Origin of the sequence: Paenibacillus sp. FSL H3-0469 (assembly GCF_038051945.1) — a bacterium.
Classification (GTDB): Bacteria; Bacillota; Bacilli; order Paenibacillales; family Paenibacillaceae; genus Paenibacillus_AQ.
Genome location: NZ_CP150302.1, coordinates 7,272,376 through 7,288,391 on the forward strand (window position 1 = coordinate 7,272,376; position 16,016 = coordinate 7,288,391).

The window sequence follows — 16,016 nt, forward strand, 5'->3', positions numbered from 1 at the left end:
GGATTATAATAGGGACGTTGAAGCTTTCATTACAGTGCGGGGTGGAATTCTTATGAAATGGTTAAGCCGTTTTTCCTTCCATCGCAGACTGCAATACACGTTCCTGATCCTGATCCTGCTGCCTTTTGTTGTCGTTACGTTCTGGTCCTATACCTCTGTGCGGGAGAATGTGAGCGAGAAGATCACGCGTTCCAATGAGGAGACCCTGAAGGTCATCGGCAGTCAAATGGAAAAAACGGTGGACAGCATCTCGTTTGTCTCGGTGTATTTCTCTGAGGCATATGATCCGGCCGTGCTGGAGAGTCTGCGTTATCTCAAAAATACCGGGAACTTCGGAAATTACGGAGTGTATACCCATTACAACAAGCTTAAGACCACGGCCAATATCCTGTCAGTGCAGTCGCTGGATGCCGATCTGCAGATCATGCTGGTCAACCGGGAGAACCGGATACTGATCGGCAATCAGAATATTCCAGTGTTCTCTGTGCTGCCGGAGACTCTTCTTCAGGAGAGCAGCAGGCTGGATGAGCGGGAAAAAGTGTCGCTGCAATGGTTCCCCTACGGCGGCACCCCCGCTGCACCGGATTATTATTATGCTGTACGCTTCATTACCGACCCGCTGAATCAGGACAAGCTGGCCACGCTGTACGTGGGCATTCCGAGCCATTACTTCCGCAGCCTGCTGGACACGGGCAATGCGGTGAGCAGGCTCACGCTGATTGATCAGAAGGGGCGGAGCATTGCTGTCACCGGAGAAGCGGCTAATGCGGATGAAGGCCCGCTGCTGGTCAGTGAGGTCCGTATTCCCAAGGTCGGCTGGCTGCTGACCAGCAAGACGCCCCGCAGCTCCATCGACAGCCATATCAACCGGGAGTTTCTGGTGTCAATCTCGCTGATTGGACTGTTCTTCCTGGCGTTTCTGGTCCTGTCAATGCTGTGGGCCGGATATATGAACAAGCCGATCAGCCTGCTGCGGGCCAGCGTCAAGCAGTATGTCGGCGGCAACCGCGCGGTGCGGATACCCGTCAAGGGCAAGGATGAGGTGGCGGTGCTGTCGGCAGCCTTCAATCAGATGCTGGAGGATATGAACGGGCTGCTGCAGCAGGTCGAGAGTGAGCAGGAGGAGAAAAGGCGGCTGGAGCTTCAGGCGCTGGCGGCGCAGATCCGGCCTCATTTTCTGCTGAATACGCTCAATTCGATCAAGGTGGATCTGCTCTTAAGCGGTGATCCTGGGCACGGGGCCATGATCGATGCGCTGATGAAGCTGCTGCGGGTGTATGTGCATGTGGATAAGCCGTTGGAGCTGGCGGAGGAATGCAGGGTGCTGGGCAGCTATGTCCAGGTGATGCAGATCCGCAACCGTCTGGATATCGCTTGGGAATGCGAGGTGGGCGAGGAGGAAGGTGCGGTGATGCTGCCCCGGCTGCTGCTCCAGCCCATTGTTGAGAATGCGATCAGCCACGGCTTCTCCGCCCGTCCGGACCATCCGGCGATCCGGCTCGAAGCAGCGTTCGAGTCAGATCTGCTGCGGATCAGCATCAGCGATAACGGCCGCGGAATGCCGGAGGACAAGCTCCAGCGCCTGAACCGGCGTCTGCAAGGAAGTGAAGACCTTGCGCTCTGGCCGGAAAAAGGAGTCGGGCTGGTCAACACAGCACGCCGTCTACAGGTGTTGTACGGATATCGCGCACGGCTGAGCGCACAGGCAAGAGAAGACGAAGATGGCATGACGTTCACCCTATATATCCCCGTGACCCGGGAGAAGGAGGCGGTTCCCCTTGATGACCCTGATGCTGATTGACGATGATGTCCCGATGCTGGAATATGTGGAATATCTGCTCGGGTCCTTGGGGCTGGATCTGAAGCTGGTGGCTTCGGCGTTTAGCAGTGAAGACGCGCTGGAGCAGTTCCATACAGCACTGCCGGATATAGTGATTGTGGATATCGGCCTGCCGGGGATGGACGGGCTGGAGCTGGCGGATGCCTTCAGGATCACGAAGCCGGAGGTGCGCCTGATTTTCCTGACCTGCTATGAGGATTTCCATTACTCGAAGCGGGCAATCCAATTGGAGGCCGATGATTATCTGATCAAGGATGAGCTGTCGCCTGAGCAGCTTAAGAGCAGTCTCGCCAAAGCGATGAGCCGCTTCAAGAGCCGGGAGGAACTGCTGGAGCGCTACTCTTTCCGTCAGACGATTGAGCGCAACAAGGAAGTGCTGAAGCAGAGCTTCCTGAAACAACTGTTGTCGGGTGCAGCGGGCCAGGAGAACACGCTGGAGTTCGGCGAACGGTTGGGTATCTCCTGGAAGCACCCCTTTCTGCGTCATGGATTCCTTCATATGGATGCCGCATCTGTCACCGAGCGTTACCGGTACAAGGATATCCCGCTGATCCATTCAGCCGTGAACAATATTGCACTGGAGCTGTCTGCTGCTGCTGAGGCTTCCATTACACCGATTATGAGCCGGAACGCCGATATTTATCTGGTCTGGAATGTGGCGGACCCCCGCCTTACAGAGAACAAGCTGGCTGAATTCATGCAGGCGGTACAGGATAAGGTGGAGCAGTATCTGAAGATTACCCTGCTGGGGTTCTATTCGGAGTCCTGCGCACCGGTCCGCAGCTTCGATGTGTTATACAAGACACTGACGGATTGCCGTGAAAATAACTTCTATCAGTCAGTGACGCCTGTATCTCTGCTTGAGGAGCATGCGGATTTCGGGCAGACATTAGAACGGCGCGGGGAAAAGGAACGCGGCATGCTGTCCTTGGCACTTCTTGATCAACAGGCCGCCTGGATTGATCTGGCCGTGAATCAGTGGACACAGCAGGCTATGGCGGAGCGGCTGCTGCCGCGGCTGGTGAAGGAGACCTGCGGGGATCTGGTGCGCCAGCTGGCCTTCGAAGCCGGAGGGCTGGCCGAGGAGGACTTCTTCACGCAGCTGGAGCAGACGGTGCATATCGGGGAGGCTGCCAGCTTGACCAAGCGGGAGCTGCGGAGTCTGTGGCGGCAGCATACTCTGGCCCCCGCAGCTGCTGAGGAGAAGGATGTCCGGCTTCAGGCGGTGGATAAGTATCTGGAGGAGCATGTGGACCGGATGGTCACCTCTACCGATATGGCAGAGCATCTGCATCTGAATGCCAGCTACTTCTCCCGCTATTTCAAGAAGCTGTCCGGCGTGAACTTCACCGATTACGTGAACCAGTACAAAATGAATATGGCCATCACCATGCTGGCCCGCCCGCACGAGACCGTCGAGAATGTCGCCTACACCCTCGGCTTCTCGGACCGGGCTTATTTCTCCAAGGTGTTCAAGAAATACAGCGGCCGGAATCCCAGCGAGTATAAGGCCGGGCCGGTGGAGGAGGACGGCAGAGAGCCGTAATCGAACGAAACTTCATACATGATCTAATAGAACGGCACGAAGCCCTATAAGTCAAAACTGTCCACCGTAACAGGCAATCAGTCTGCACGCTGTTGCAGCCTCCGTCTCACTATAATGGTGAGGAGTCTAAGTATAGCTTCAAGGAGGAACAACGATGAATAGAACTGTATTTACCTTGCCTGCGGAGGAGATCACGGTATCCCGTGAGGTGGATGTGCTGGTTGCGGGCGGCGGGCCTGCGGGCGTCGCAGCGGCAATAGCAGCTGCCCGCAGCGGGGCACGGACGCTGCTGATTGAGCAGCGCGGCTTCCTGGGCGGCATGGGCACGGTTGCCCTTGTCCCCGCCTTCTGCCCTTACAGCGACGGGGAGAAGGCCGTGGTACGCGGCATCGGCCTGGAGCTGCTTGACCGGATGAAGGCCGGATGTGAGCCGGAGTTCCGCGAGCGCTTCGGGGCGGAGCTGGACTGGGTGCCGATCGACCCGGAGGTGTTGAAGCGTGTCTACGATGAGGCGGCTCTGGAGAGCGGGGCGGAAGTATTGCTCCATACCGTGGCAAGCCAGACGGTGATGGATGAGACCGGCCGAAGCATTGAGGGCGTGGTGATCGTCAACAAGTCAGGCCGGAGTCTGGTCCGCGCCCGAACGGTTATTGATACGACTGGCGACGCCGATCTGGCCGCCCTGGCGGGTGCACCGTTCCATAAGGGCGGAGAATCCGGCGAGCTTCAGGCCGCGACCATGTGCTACCTGCTGGCGAATGTGGACCGGCAGCGTTTTGAAGAATACCGGAATGAAAGCGGTGACACCGATCAGATTCACCAAGCGGTCCAGCAGGCGCAGGCGGACGGGAAGCTGCCGCAGGGCCGGGACTCCGTCTCGGGCCTCGCTTGGATTGCCGATTATCTGGTCGGTGTGAATTTCGGCCACGTGTTCGGCATTGACGGCTCCCGCGCAGAGGATCTGACCCGGGGCGCCATAGAGGGACGCCAGCTGGTTCACCGCCAGCTGGAATTCTTCAAGGCTTACGTGCCCGGATTCGAACAGGCCCATCTGGTATCCACCGGCGAACAGATCGGTATCCGCGAGACGCGCCGGATTGTCGGCGATTACGTGCTGACCCAGGAGGACTTCATGAATATGGCTTCCTTCCCGGATGATATTGCCCGTAACAGCTACTTCATCGATATCCATATGGCCCGCAGCAGCGGGGCGATGCATATCCACCATCTTCCGCCCGGGAAGTCGCACGGTGTCCCTTACCGCTGTATGCTGCCGGTGGGCCTGGACAATGTGTGGGTGGCGGGGCGCGCCGCCTCCTCGGACCGTGTCGTGCAAGGCTCCCTGCGGGTGATGCCCAACTGCTTCGCCATGGGGCAGGCAGCGGGTATGGCGGCGGCGATGGCAGCCGGAGCGGAGGGGCAGAGCCGGAGCGTGGATCTTGCTAAGCTGCAGAAGGAGCTGGTGCAGGAGGGAGCCTGGCTTGGCGAGGCGCTAGCTGCTTTATAGCTATAATAAATTGAACTTGAACATACAAAGAGTGGGAAAAGTGACGGAAGGGAATTTTCAAGTACAATTTATATTCTGCGGGAGCGTGATCCGAATGACAACAAGAGGGTATCGCAGTGGAGCTATGAATCCGGCACAAGGCAAGCCGCGCAGGTGGCTATACCGTTTCAGTATGCCGGGGCTAATTGGCTTGCTGCTGTTCAGTTTGCTTGCAGGCATGTCAGCTCCGGTGGCTGACGCGGCTGGAACCACCTATTACGTCGATGCTGCCCAGGGCAGCGACACCAACCCGGGCACTGGAGAAACGGCAGCCTGGAAGTCGCTGGGCAAGGTGAACAGCGTGACCTTCAGTCCGGGGGACCGGATTCTTTTAAAGGCAGGCAGCGTATGGAATGATCAGTATCTGGACCTGCATGGCTCCGGGACGGAGGGGAATCCGATAACCGTGGACCGCTATGGTAGCGGGGACAAGCCGTTGATCAACTTCGGCAACACAGCGGTGGGCGGGGAGGGCTTCGGTGTCCGGCTGCGCAATGTCTCCTATTGGGAGATTAATAATCTGGAGATCACGAGCGGGCAGCATGCCACAGATATGCGCAGAAGTGGAGTGCTGGTGGTCGGTGAAGGCTCAGGAGCCGGGGATTTCCGGCATATCACCATCCGCAATCTCGATATTCATGATATTTTCGGCACGGACCGCCGTACAGGGGGCATTAACTTTCATGCGCGCGGGGCGGGTTCCGCACCAGAGAGTACCTGGGATGGCATCCTGATCGAGAATAACACTATTACGAATGTGGCGGATACGGGGATACAGACGATGACGGATGCTTTTCTGAATAGTGCCTGGACCCATAAGTTCGACGCCTTCCGGGGTGTGGTCATCCGGGGGAATACCGTGGAGCGAATCCACCGGGACGGCATCTTGGTGAGAGCCGGGGTGTCGCCGCTGATCGAATACAACAAAACGAAGTCCATCGGCGAAGCCTGTGATATTGACACGGCTGTGGTGAACTATCTGGACAATATCGCTGTCGTGGCGGCGCAGTGGGCCTATTATACAACCGGTGCGGTCTTCCAGTACAATGAGGCCTCAGATACCCGGATGCTGGAGGGGGACGGTCAGCCCTGGGACTTCGACGTTGAAGTGCATGACAGCATCTACCAGTACAATTACAGCTATAATAATCAGGGCGGCACGCTGCTCGTTATGAATAACACGAACAATAATATTTTCCGCTATAACATCAGTCAGGATGATCTGGACGGCAACGGGGCGTTCCATCTGGTGAGCGGCGGGGGCAACCTGCAAATCTACAACAATATCATCTACCGTTCCGGTACGCAGAACCGGGCGCTGACTCATGCAAGCAATACGGGAATGGTCAATTACACGAATAATATTTTCTATAATGCTGCCAGCGGACAATATACGAACAGCCCAAGAATGACGTATAGCCATAACAGCTTCTACGGCGCGAATGCCAATGTCCCAAGCGATCCCTACAAAATCACCGGCAACCCCGGGCTCGTCAGCCCCGGCACCGCAACCGGACGCGATTCGGCAGACGGGTATAAGCTGCTCCCGTCCTCTCCGCTGATCCATGCAGGTATAGCTGTGCCGGACAATGGGGGTCTCGACTACTTCGGGAATCCGCTCTATAACGGTGCGCCGGATGTCGGGGTGTTCGAATTCCAGGGTACGGTTACACCGCCTGCGGTGCTGTTCCAGGAGGATTTCGAGGATAATGATTACGCCGGCTGGACTACCTCCGGGGGAGCATGGAGCGTGACCCAAGACGGAACAATGGCGTTGTCACAGAACTCCGGGACAGGTGAAGCACTTGCCTACACAGGCGATGCTTCCTGGAGAAATTACACCTATTCGGCCAGAGTCAAGCTGCTGAATGCTTTTGGCAACGTGGGCTTGCTGTTCCGTTATGCGGACGCTTCCAATTACTATATGTTCCGGCTGAATGATTCAGGCGACAAGGCGGAGCTGTTTAAAAAAACTGCCGGCACGCTCACCATGGTCAGCAGCACGACTACTTCCGTTACGCCCGGCCAGTGGACGGAGCTGAAGGTAACGGTCAGCGGCAGCACGGTTACCGCCTACGCTGGAGGTGTCCAGCTGCTTCAGTGGACGGATACGGCGGCACAGCCGGCCGGAGGGAAGATCGGTCTACGGATGCATTCCAGCACCGCACGGATCGACGATATTAAGGTGACGGAGTAAACATAGGGTATGGTTCGGGAGGATTCGATTAAATTTTACTTAAAAGTGAAACGAATCCTGCGCATTCGCGTAAGATAACAGCAAAGGGCACAGCCGCAATCCTTTTACAGGTGATTAGCGGCGGTGCCCTTTTCTAAAGGAGGCATAACTCATGAAATTCAGAAAACTGTTGTCGCTCAAACAATGGTCTCATATATTCCGCAGCTCCTGGCATTATATCGTTTCGCCTAATGTGGCTATGGCTGACAAGCTGCTGTTCACTATTCCGGCATTGCTGTACTGGGTACTGCCCGATTTCATGCCGTTTGTACCAATTGACGATATTGGCGTAACGATGCTGCTGATGGGCTGGTTCGTCTCGCGGATGGACCGTAAATACGCGGCGCTGCACAGCGGAAGATGACATTTTAGCGACGATTGCACCTTTAACTGTGGATGTCCATCTCCTAATGGTTGCTTTATCCTCCCATATTCCTTAAAATGAATTATTGAGTATTTAAAATATAGAGGCCTGGGAGATGGAATCGAATGAACGTCAAAATTACCCGCAACGCGGCTAAAGTGATAAAGAAGACCATGGAACTTGAAGGCAACAGCGAGCTTAAACTTCGTGTAGCGATTACACATGCCCATGGCGACCATGCCCACTACGGACTGGATCTGGACACGCCTAAGGAGAACGATGTAGTAGTTTCCACTGACAAGGATATCGATGTGATTCTTGATCCGAACCAGCCGCTGCTGGACGGTGTGAAGATTGATTATCTCTACCTGCCGGAAGAAGGCTTTGTGATTACTAATCCGTCTAAAGGAAATCATGGCGATCACTAATTGATCCGCCCGTATTTTACGGACATAAAGAAGGGTTGCTTCATGGCTAACGATATAAGATTATGTGACGAGTGCAATCATATCAAAATGAAAAGCATCGTGCCCAAGCTGCTGAAGATGGCACCGGATGCCGAGATCAAGACAGGCTGCATCTCCTACTGCGGACCGTGCGGAAAACGCCCGTTCGTCTACATTAACGGCCGCTACATCAGCGGCCCGACGGAAGACGAGGTGCTGGCCAAAGCGGAAGCCTTCGTCAAACGGCCGGTGGAAAAGAAGTAATTCAGATCTGCTGCGCCTGCAGCATCGTGCAGCCCCCGCGTGATTTGCGGGGGTTGTTTTGGTGTGCGCGGGGGTATGCGAAAACTGAACACAATCGGCGGGGCGTGGGGTGGGGTGAGGTGAGCAAGGCGAATGTAGTCGGAAACCGATTACAATGCTGAGACGCAGGGTGCACGAGCAAAATGTATGCCGAAAACAACATGCAATGTGCAACTGCGGGGGTGAGCGGAGGAAATGTATGTGGAAAACAACATACAATCTCCACAGCCCCCTAATGAAGTTGGAGTCCTCCCCCACAAAAATGTAGACTAGAGATAGGAGGAGGATGAACGGTATGGGACACTTAACAGGAACAAGAGAGAAGGCAGCGCAAGAGGTGTTATCTGGCATTAAGGCGGCGGTGGTTGCCCGAAAGTATGGGGTGACTCCGTCCACGGTGAATCAGTGGGTGAGGGATTACCGGGAAGCCCATGGAGAACAAGATCATCCGTACCCCCAGGAGCAGGTAGAGGAACTGAAGCGCCTGGTAGAGGTCGAGCAGAAATATGAGAAGGCGGTCAAGATGCTCGGTGAAAAGGAGTTAGAGATTGAGATTCTGCGTGAACTGCTAAAAAAGCCAACCCCTGCTTATCCGAAAAAATCGAGGTAGCCGAGATGTTCATTAAGCAGGGATATTCCGCAGCGTTGGTACTACGTCTCATCGGGCTCGCAGAGTCCACGTACTACGACCGTAAGAAACGCAAGTCACAGGATGCACAGGCCGTACTCCAGGGGCGCGGAAGACCCGTACCCGGCTACTCTCTGACCGAGTCTGGAGCGAAAATTAGCGACGAGGAAATCCAGGAATGGCTGCTGGAATTAATCGCTGGAGAAGAGCACGTGTACGGATACAAACTGCTGGCCAAGTGCTTGTGGAACCAGCACCGTTTAAAGCTCAATCACAAGAAAAGTTACCGGCTGTGTCAGGCGCTGGATATCCTGCAGCCGCAGCGTCACAAGCGTTTTAAGCATCCCCGGAAGCTGCCGGAGAACCGGGTCATTACCGGAGCAGGCCAGCTCTGGCAGATGGACATTAAGTACGGGTACGTGGCGGGCCGGGACCGGCATTTCTTTGTCCTGAGCATTATCGATGTGTTTACCCGTGTCATCGTCGGCTACCACCGCGGATCGTCGTGTGAGGCCAAGCACGCCTGCCAGACGCTGGGACGCGCCATGGAGCAACACTGCGCCCCTGGCAGCGTACGCCCGGTGATCCGCACCGACAACGGCCCACAGTTCGTCAGCCACCTGTTTGGCGACATGTGTGAAAGCTGGGAAATGACCCATGAACGCATTCCGCCTCGAACGCCGGATTTAAACGCTTTTATTGAATCGTTCCACAGTAATATTGACCGGGATTTGTTCCGCAAAGAGGCATTCGACACGTTCGAAGAGGCCTATGAAGCGGTGGACCGGTACATGGACTTTTACAACAACCGCAGAATGCATACGAGCCTTCGGAACATGCCGCCAGCTACGTTTGCGGAGTGGGTCCTGACCCAAGAAGACCGCTCCCGCTTCTTCTGGCCGAGAGAAAAAGCGAAATAAAGAGCATATCTACGATAAGTACTGATTTGATACGGAGGACTCCGGGATAAGGGGGTCGCACCGCATTGTGCAGCTGCGGGGGTATGCGGGGCAAATGTATGTGGAAAACAATATACAATGTGTAGCTGCGGGGGTATGCGGGGCAAATGTATGTGGAAAACAATATACAATGTGCAACTGCGGGGGTGAGCGGGGCAAATGTATGTGGAAAACAATATACAATGTGCAACTGCCGGGTGAGCGGGGCGAATGTATGTGGAAAACAACATACAATGTGTAGCTGCGAGGGTGAGCGGGGCGAATGTAGGTGGAAAACAACATACATTCTTTATAGCCGCGAGGGATGGAAGTGAATATTTGGGTTTTCCAAATACCAACAAGCTCTTGCAGATACTTATACCTGAGGAAATTGTAACTCTATATTACTACCTTTATCTTGCATTCGTTGCCCAAAAGTGGGACACTAATTTTAGGTACAAATTAACGCGGCAAAGAATGCCCCGCTCCTTTCCATTCAGAAGGAGGCGGGGCATTGTGCGTTCTGAGATTAATTTCAATGCTAAGTGGAGGGACTAAAATGGGCTTTGCTGGAGAGCATGATCAATGGTTAAGCTATCATCTCAAACGAAGAAAGGGGGAGCGTCTAGATGCGCTTAAGCGGGGACATGGCTACGGGAACCGCTTATTCGTCGAAAGTGTATGGTGGCCGCTTGCCGGACATTTTCACGGACTGCATCCAGAATACGAAGTAAAGGATTGGCGCGGCAGATCCTATTTTGTCGATTTACTATGGAAGGTTAGATCTTCGCGGATTGCGTTTGAGATTATGGATTTTGGGTCGCATGGCACGGACCGGAGCAAATACCGGATGGACCTGAATCGGGGCCTCTTCCTGCAATCACAAGATTGCGTGGTGCTCTACATCTCTTTAGACGAGATGAAAGATAATCCATCTTTTATCCTTTCCTCACTGCGGAACCTTTTGTTTCCTTATTTGTCGGCAGAAACTACAAATCGGAGTAAAGAGAAAGCATATTCCAGAATTGAACGGGATTTAATGCAATTAGCTATCCGTTACAATCGTGTTCTTCGTCCGGGGAATGCTGCGAGAGAGCTTGAACTGCAAACTGCGACAGTCATTAAGTACAGCCGCATGTTGGTGGATAAAGGTAAATTTCGTCCTGTAGCTCGAGGAGTATCGCAACGGATTATTTACTATGAGTATGTAGGTTCGCTGCAAAGTCCAGATCTGGTCTAAGGTCTGATTTCACCCGCAAATGTATGTGGAAAACAACATACAATGTGCATCTGGGGAGGGTGAGTGGGCGAATGTATGTGGAAAACAACATACAATGGGCAACTGCGGGGATGAGCGGGGCGAATGTATGCGGAAAACAACATACAATGTGCAATTGCGGGGGTGAGCGGGCGAATGTATGCCGAAAACAACATACAATGTGCAATTGGGGGGGGGCGGGGCAAATATATGTGGGAAACAACATACAAACGTGCAGCTGCTAACGTGAGCCGGAGCAACTGTGTGCGAAATTGATTCAGCATCAGCGGCTTAATGAGAACAAAAAGCCTTAAGTTCATAGCACAGCGTGCATCATGTGACTTAAGGCTTTTCAGGGATGGTTACTTAACTGCAAAACTGCTTAACTCCCGCCGGCGTCCTATTTCCGTGGAGGCAGCGGCCCCAGGTATTGATAGTATTGGCATTCGATCCGGCCGTTGTAGAGCTTGCGGCGCTTGTCCGCCTTGCGGCCGTAGTATTGCTCGAACTCCTTGTACGGGCTGATGGCGAAGAAGGACCAGGTCGGCAGATAGAGCATCATCTCGCCGAACTGGCGGGTCAGCTTCTCCACTTCCTTGTCATTACTGATCCGCTCGCCGTAAGGCGGGTTGGTGATGATGCAGCCGTATTCCCCTTCCGGACGGGCCTTCGCAGCCGCCATATGCTTGAACGTGATCTCACCGGAGAGTCCGGCGCTCTTCGCCGCCGCTTCGGCGATCTCAATCGCTGCCGGATCGATATCTGTTCCGGTCAGCTGCAGCGGGTAATCGTCACGCACCGCATCGAAGGCTTCTTCGCGGGCTTCTTCCCACAGGCGCTGAGGAATCTCCGGCCAGTGCTCGGACGGGAAGGAGCGGCGCAGGCCCGGCGCGATATTCCAGGCGATCATCGCCGCCTCGATCAGAATCGTGCCTGATCCGCAGCAAGGATCATAGAGCGGACGATGGCCGTTCCAGCGGCTGAGCTGGATCAGAGCCGCAGCCATGGTCTCCTTCAGCGGCGCTTCCGTAGCCTGGCGGCGGTAGCCGCGCTTGTGCAGGGCCGGGCCGGTAGTATCCAGGGTGATCAGCGCGATATCATTCAGCAGAATCACTTCTACCACATACCGGGGCCCGTTCTCCGGGAACCATTCCGTGCGGTACGACAGCTTCAGCTTCTCGACAATGGCCTTCTTGACGATCCCTTGGCAGGCAGGTACACTGGTCAGCTGAGATTTATGCGAGCGGCCCTCTACCGGGAATTCGCCGTTCTCGGGAATCCAGTCCTCCCAATTTATCGCTTTCACTCCTTCGAACAGCTCATCGAAGGTCCGGGCCGGGAACTGGCCCATCTTCACCAGTACACGGTCCGAGGTACGCAGCCACAGATTGCAGCGGCAGATGTCGATGTAATCCCCCCTGAACAGGACCCGTCCGTTCTCGATCGTGGTCTCATAACCCAGCTCGTTTAATTCGCGTGCTACTACAGCCTCCAGCCCCATGGGGGCGGTGGCGATCAATTGTAATTTGCCCAAGTGCGCTCAACTCCGTTTAACTTGTGGATAAATACGTATAGCCAGTACAATAAGAGTAACTGGTTTGTCATCTGAACCTGCAGAACGTTCAGCTTACAGTATAGGGTAAGGAAGAGTTCTGCACAATGCCTGTCCGCAGGCACACACACCCATCCAAGAGGAGAATACATATGCAGAATCAGGAAGAGTACAGCGAACAGCTATATACAGAAGATGAATTATTGCTCCAAGTCAAAGCAGCCATCGCTGCGGCGGGCATGCCGGAGGTGTCCATTGCCCCGGGCTACGGCAGATTGCTGACGATGCTGGTGACCCTCTCCCGCTCGGCGAACCTGCTGGAGATCGGAGCGCTTGGCGGCTACAGCGGAATCTGTCTGTGCCGGGGACTCATGCAGGAAGGCCGTCTGACGTCTCTGGAGCTTAAGGCTGAATATGCAGAGCTGGCACAGAGCCATCTGCAGCAGGCGGGCTTCGGGGACCGGGTGGAATACCGGATCGGCCCTGCACTGGACAGCCTGAAGCTGCTCGAAGCACAGGGGAGCAGGTATGATTTCTTCTTCATCGATGCCGATAAGGAGAATTATCCGAATTATCTGGAATATGCGATCCGGCTTGCTTCGCCGGGGGCGATTATTGCCGGGGACAATATTTTTCTGCGCGGCCGCACACTCAATACGGAGAAGAACGGACCGGCAGTCCAGGCCATGCGCCGCTTCAATGAGATGATTGCGGGCGATCCCCGCCTGACCAGCACGCTGCTGCCTGCCTATGACGGACTGGCACTGGCGATGGTGAAATAGCTTTTGCCACACCAGCCCTATCGCTCATAGGGGAATATTCCGTTAACGGAATAGCCGGGGTTCCGTCTTCTTGTACAGCTTAATCCGCACCCAGACCGTATTGATCAGCAGGAACGCACCGGAGACAATGAATAAGCCCTCAATCCCGATATAACCGGATAAAAATCCGCCGATCACCGCACCCAGCATATTGCCGAGCGCGAGTGTACTGCTGTTGAAGCCAAACGCCCGGCTCTCCTTGCCGTCAGGCGTATAGGAGCGAATCAGGGCATTGACGCTCGGCAGCAGGCCGCCCATGAAGACGCCCATCAGGAAGCGGACGAGAATCAGCTGCCAGACACTGGTCACGAACGCCTGCGGAATCAGGAACAGAGCAGCGCCGATCAGCGCAAAGGTCAGTATGCGGTGCGCCCCCACCCTGTCGCTGAGCTTGCCGAGCAGCGGCGAAGCGAGCATATTCGAGATACCGGTCACTGCGCTGACCATTCCTGCCCAGAAGGCTAGGTCAACGGTGGTGCCGTGCAGCTTCTCAACATAAAGCGGCAGCAGCGACATTGGGCTGACCATGGCGAACTGCAGCAGGAAGGTCACGCCGAACAGGGCGGGAAGCTGCGGCACCTTCGCCAGTTCCTTTAAGCCTTCCAGCACGGATACTTGAGGAACTTGTGCTGCTTCTACGCGGTCGAATTTCTCTTTGACCAGGAATAAGGCCAGCAGTGAAGCAACGAACAGAAGCGCACCGACCACATAGAAAATCGGGCGGAACCCTATCCAGTCCGCCAGTAAGCCGCCCATCAGCGGCCCGAGAATCGTCCCGGCTACCGCGCCGGACTGCATCAGGCCCATCGCGAAGCCCATCTTTGGTTTCGGTGTGGTGCCTGAGACCAGTGCGACAGAGGCGGGATTGAAGCCGGAGATGGTTCCGTTCAGCAGCCGGAGCAGCAGCAACTGCATCGGGGACTGGGCGAAGCCCATCAGGACAATAACAATCGCCATGCCGAAGCTGGAGCGCAGGAGCATAATTTTGCGTCCGTATTTGTCGGCAAGCTTGCCCCAGAGCGGCTGAAAGATGAACGAGGTCAGGAAGTTGGCGGCAAAAATAAGCCCGGCCCACATCCCGATCGCCCGGTCACCGGTCACCCCCAAATCTTTGGCGAGATAAAGCGATAGAAACGGGGTAATCATAGTCATCCCGGCATTTACCAGGAATTGGCCAAACCAAAGCACCATGAGGTTGATTTTCCAGGTCTCCCAATTCTTCAAAGTGCTTTCACTTCCTTTCTGAAATTTCTTGCAACAACGATCACGAAAAGACGACATTATATCAGTATATCACATTTTTTCAGCAGGTTAATGCAACACTCGTCATAGTTATGTCATTGGATTGTCATTCCCGGCTGCGCCCGGGAGTTGTTAGCCGCTTACAAAAGGGGCATAATAATGATATGTGTTTAATCACAGTATTCTATCAAATCTAATGGAGATCTTATCATGACCTACAACGACACTTTTATCCGTGCCTGCAGACAGCAGACCACGGAGTACACCCCGGTATGGTACATGCGGCAGGCTGGCCGGTATGATCCCGACTACCGTACAATCAAGGAGAAATATTCGCTGCTTGAGATCTGCAGGCAGCCCGAGCTTGCGGCTGAGGTAACCCTGATGCCTGTGCGTAAGCTGGGCGTGGACGCAGCGATTCTGTATTCTGACATCATGAATCCGGTGGCCTCCCTCGGTGTGGATTTTGACATTGTGAAGAACATCGGGCCGGTTATCGAGCATCCGATCCGCTCTGCAAGCGATGTGGACAGGCTGAAGCCGATTGATGTGGAAGGCGATCTGGGCCATATTCTGGAGACCATCGCCATACTGGACAAGGAGCTGGACGTTCCGCTGATTACCTTTGCCGGAGCTCCGTTCACCATCGCCAGTTATCTGATCGAAGGCAGACCGTCCAAGACCTATCACCGCACCAAGGAGCTGATGTTCAGCCAGCCTCAGGTATGGGAGAAGCTGATGGAGAAGCTGGGCGATATGGTTATCGCCTATCTGCGCGCCCATGTCGCCAGTGGCGGGAAGGCGTTCCAGCTGTTCGACAGCTGGGTCGGGGCGCTGGCTCCGCGTGATTTCGGGCAGTATGTGCTGCCTACGATCACCCGAATTTTTGCCGAGTTGTCCGATCTGGAGGTTCCGAAGATTTACTTCCCCGGTGTCAGCTCAGGGGAGCTGCTCCCCAGCTTGACCAAGCTGCAGGCCGATGTGATCGGACTGGACTGGCGGGTAAGCATCACCGAAGGACGGCGCAGACTGGGCGGAGGCTATGCGGTTCAAGGCAATCTTGATCCATACCTGCTGACCGCGCCGTTGGATATGCTCAAAGCCCGGGCCAAGGACCTGATCGATGAAGGCATCATGCAGCCGGGGTATATTTTTAATCTGGGACATGGATTATTCCCTGAAGCTTCACTCGATACGCTCAAGGAATTAACGGATTATGTGCATGAGTATTCAGCAGCGGCAATGAAACAGAAACAGGCGGCACCGCCGCTGGCATAGTTGAAGAAATAGCATCTG

General features: G+C 54.9%; 14 protein-coding genes. 12 read left to right on the plus strand and 2 right to left on the minus strand.

What is annotated here, in order from left to right; genetic code table 11:
- The first annotated feature begins 52 nt into the window (after positions 1-52).
- The 10 genes from NSS83_RS31485 to NSS83_RS31530 all read left to right on the plus strand — a co-directional run bounded on the left by NSS83_RS31485 (position 53) and on the right by NSS83_RS31530 (position 11,087).
- On the plus strand, positions 53-1,801 hold the full coding sequence (locus NSS83_RS31485; protein ID WP_341347258.1) for a histidine kinase: 1,749 nt from the start codon (positions 53-55) through the stop codon (positions 1,799-1,801).
- Positions 1,782-3,386: a helix-turn-helix domain-containing protein gene (locus NSS83_RS31490; protein ID WP_341186842.1), complete on the plus strand. Its 1,605-nt coding sequence runs from the start codon at positions 1,782-1,784 to the stop codon at positions 3,384-3,386. Before NSS83_RS31485 ends, NSS83_RS31490 begins: the two co-directional genes overlap by 20 nt.
- Positions 3,387-3,540: 154 nt before the next feature.
- Complete coding sequence (locus tag NSS83_RS31495; RefSeq protein ID WP_341186720.1) at positions 3,541-4,893, plus strand: FAD-dependent oxidoreductase; 1,353 nt, start codon at positions 3,541-3,543, stop codon at positions 4,891-4,893.
- 94 nt (positions 4,894-4,987) lie between these two features.
- Complete coding sequence (locus NSS83_RS31500) at positions 4,988-7,129, plus strand: family 16 glycoside hydrolase (RefSeq protein ID WP_341347259.1); 2,142 nt, start codon at positions 4,988-4,990, stop codon at positions 7,127-7,129.
- A 151-nt stretch (positions 7,130-7,280) separates the two neighbouring features.
- Entirely contained in the window at positions 7,281-7,532 is a 252-nt protein-coding gene (locus NSS83_RS31505; RefSeq protein WP_036702253.1) for a hypothetical protein, read from the plus strand.
- Positions 7,533-7,657: 125 nt separating this feature from the next.
- Positions 7,658-7,960: a heme biosynthesis protein HemY gene (locus tag NSS83_RS31510; RefSeq protein WP_036702251.1), complete on the plus strand. Its 303-nt coding sequence runs from the start codon at positions 7,658-7,660 to the stop codon at positions 7,958-7,960.
- A 42-nt stretch (positions 7,961-8,002) separates the two neighbouring features.
- Complete coding sequence (locus NSS83_RS31515; RefSeq protein ID WP_036725257.1) at positions 8,003-8,242, plus strand: DUF1450 domain-containing protein; 240 nt, start codon at positions 8,003-8,005, stop codon at positions 8,240-8,242.
- A gap of 334 nt (positions 8,243-8,576) precedes the next feature.
- Entirely contained in the window at positions 8,577-8,891 is a 315-nt protein-coding gene (locus NSS83_RS31520) for a helix-turn-helix domain-containing protein (RefSeq protein ID WP_340750738.1), read from the plus strand.
- A gap of 5 nt (positions 8,892-8,896) precedes the next feature.
- Positions 8,897-9,829, plus strand: coding sequence for an IS3 family transposase (locus tag NSS83_RS31525; RefSeq protein WP_341182892.1), 933 nt, complete (start codon positions 8,897-8,899; stop codon positions 9,827-9,829).
- Positions 9,830-10,406: 577 nt separating this feature from the next.
- Positions 10,407-11,087, plus strand: coding sequence for a hypothetical protein (locus tag NSS83_RS31530; RefSeq protein ID WP_341347260.1), 681 nt, complete (start codon positions 10,407-10,409; stop codon positions 11,085-11,087).
- A 418-nt stretch (positions 11,088-11,505) separates the two neighbouring features.
- Here NSS83_RS31530 and NSS83_RS31535 read toward each other — a convergent pair whose 3' ends face one another.
- Positions 11,506-12,639 carry a class I SAM-dependent RNA methyltransferase gene (locus NSS83_RS31535; RefSeq protein ID WP_341347261.1) on the minus strand — a complete coding sequence of 378 codons (1,134 nt, stop codon included), beginning with the start codon at positions 12,637-12,639 and terminating at the stop codon, positions 11,506-11,508.
- Between the two features lie 170 nt (positions 12,640-12,809).
- Here NSS83_RS31535 and NSS83_RS31540 point away from each other — a divergent pair, with 170 nt between their 5' ends.
- On the plus strand, positions 12,810-13,439 hold the full coding sequence (locus tag NSS83_RS31540) for an O-methyltransferase (RefSeq protein WP_341347262.1): 630 nt from the start codon (positions 12,810-12,812) through the stop codon (positions 13,437-13,439).
- A gap of 42 nt (positions 13,440-13,481) precedes the next feature.
- Here the strand turns inward: NSS83_RS31540 and NSS83_RS31545 are convergent, their stop codons facing one another.
- Positions 13,482-14,702 carry an MFS transporter gene (locus NSS83_RS31545; protein ID WP_341186716.1) on the minus strand — a complete coding sequence of 407 codons (1,221 nt, stop codon included), beginning with the start codon at positions 14,700-14,702 and terminating at the stop codon, positions 13,482-13,484.
- A gap of 228 nt (positions 14,703-14,930) precedes the next feature.
- On the opposite strand from NSS83_RS31545, the gene hemE reads away from it, so the two are divergent.
- Entirely contained in the window at positions 14,931-15,998 is a 1,068-nt protein-coding gene (gene hemE / locus NSS83_RS31550) for a uroporphyrinogen decarboxylase (RefSeq protein WP_341186715.1), read from the plus strand.
- Positions 15,999-16,016 lie beyond the last annotated feature (18 nt).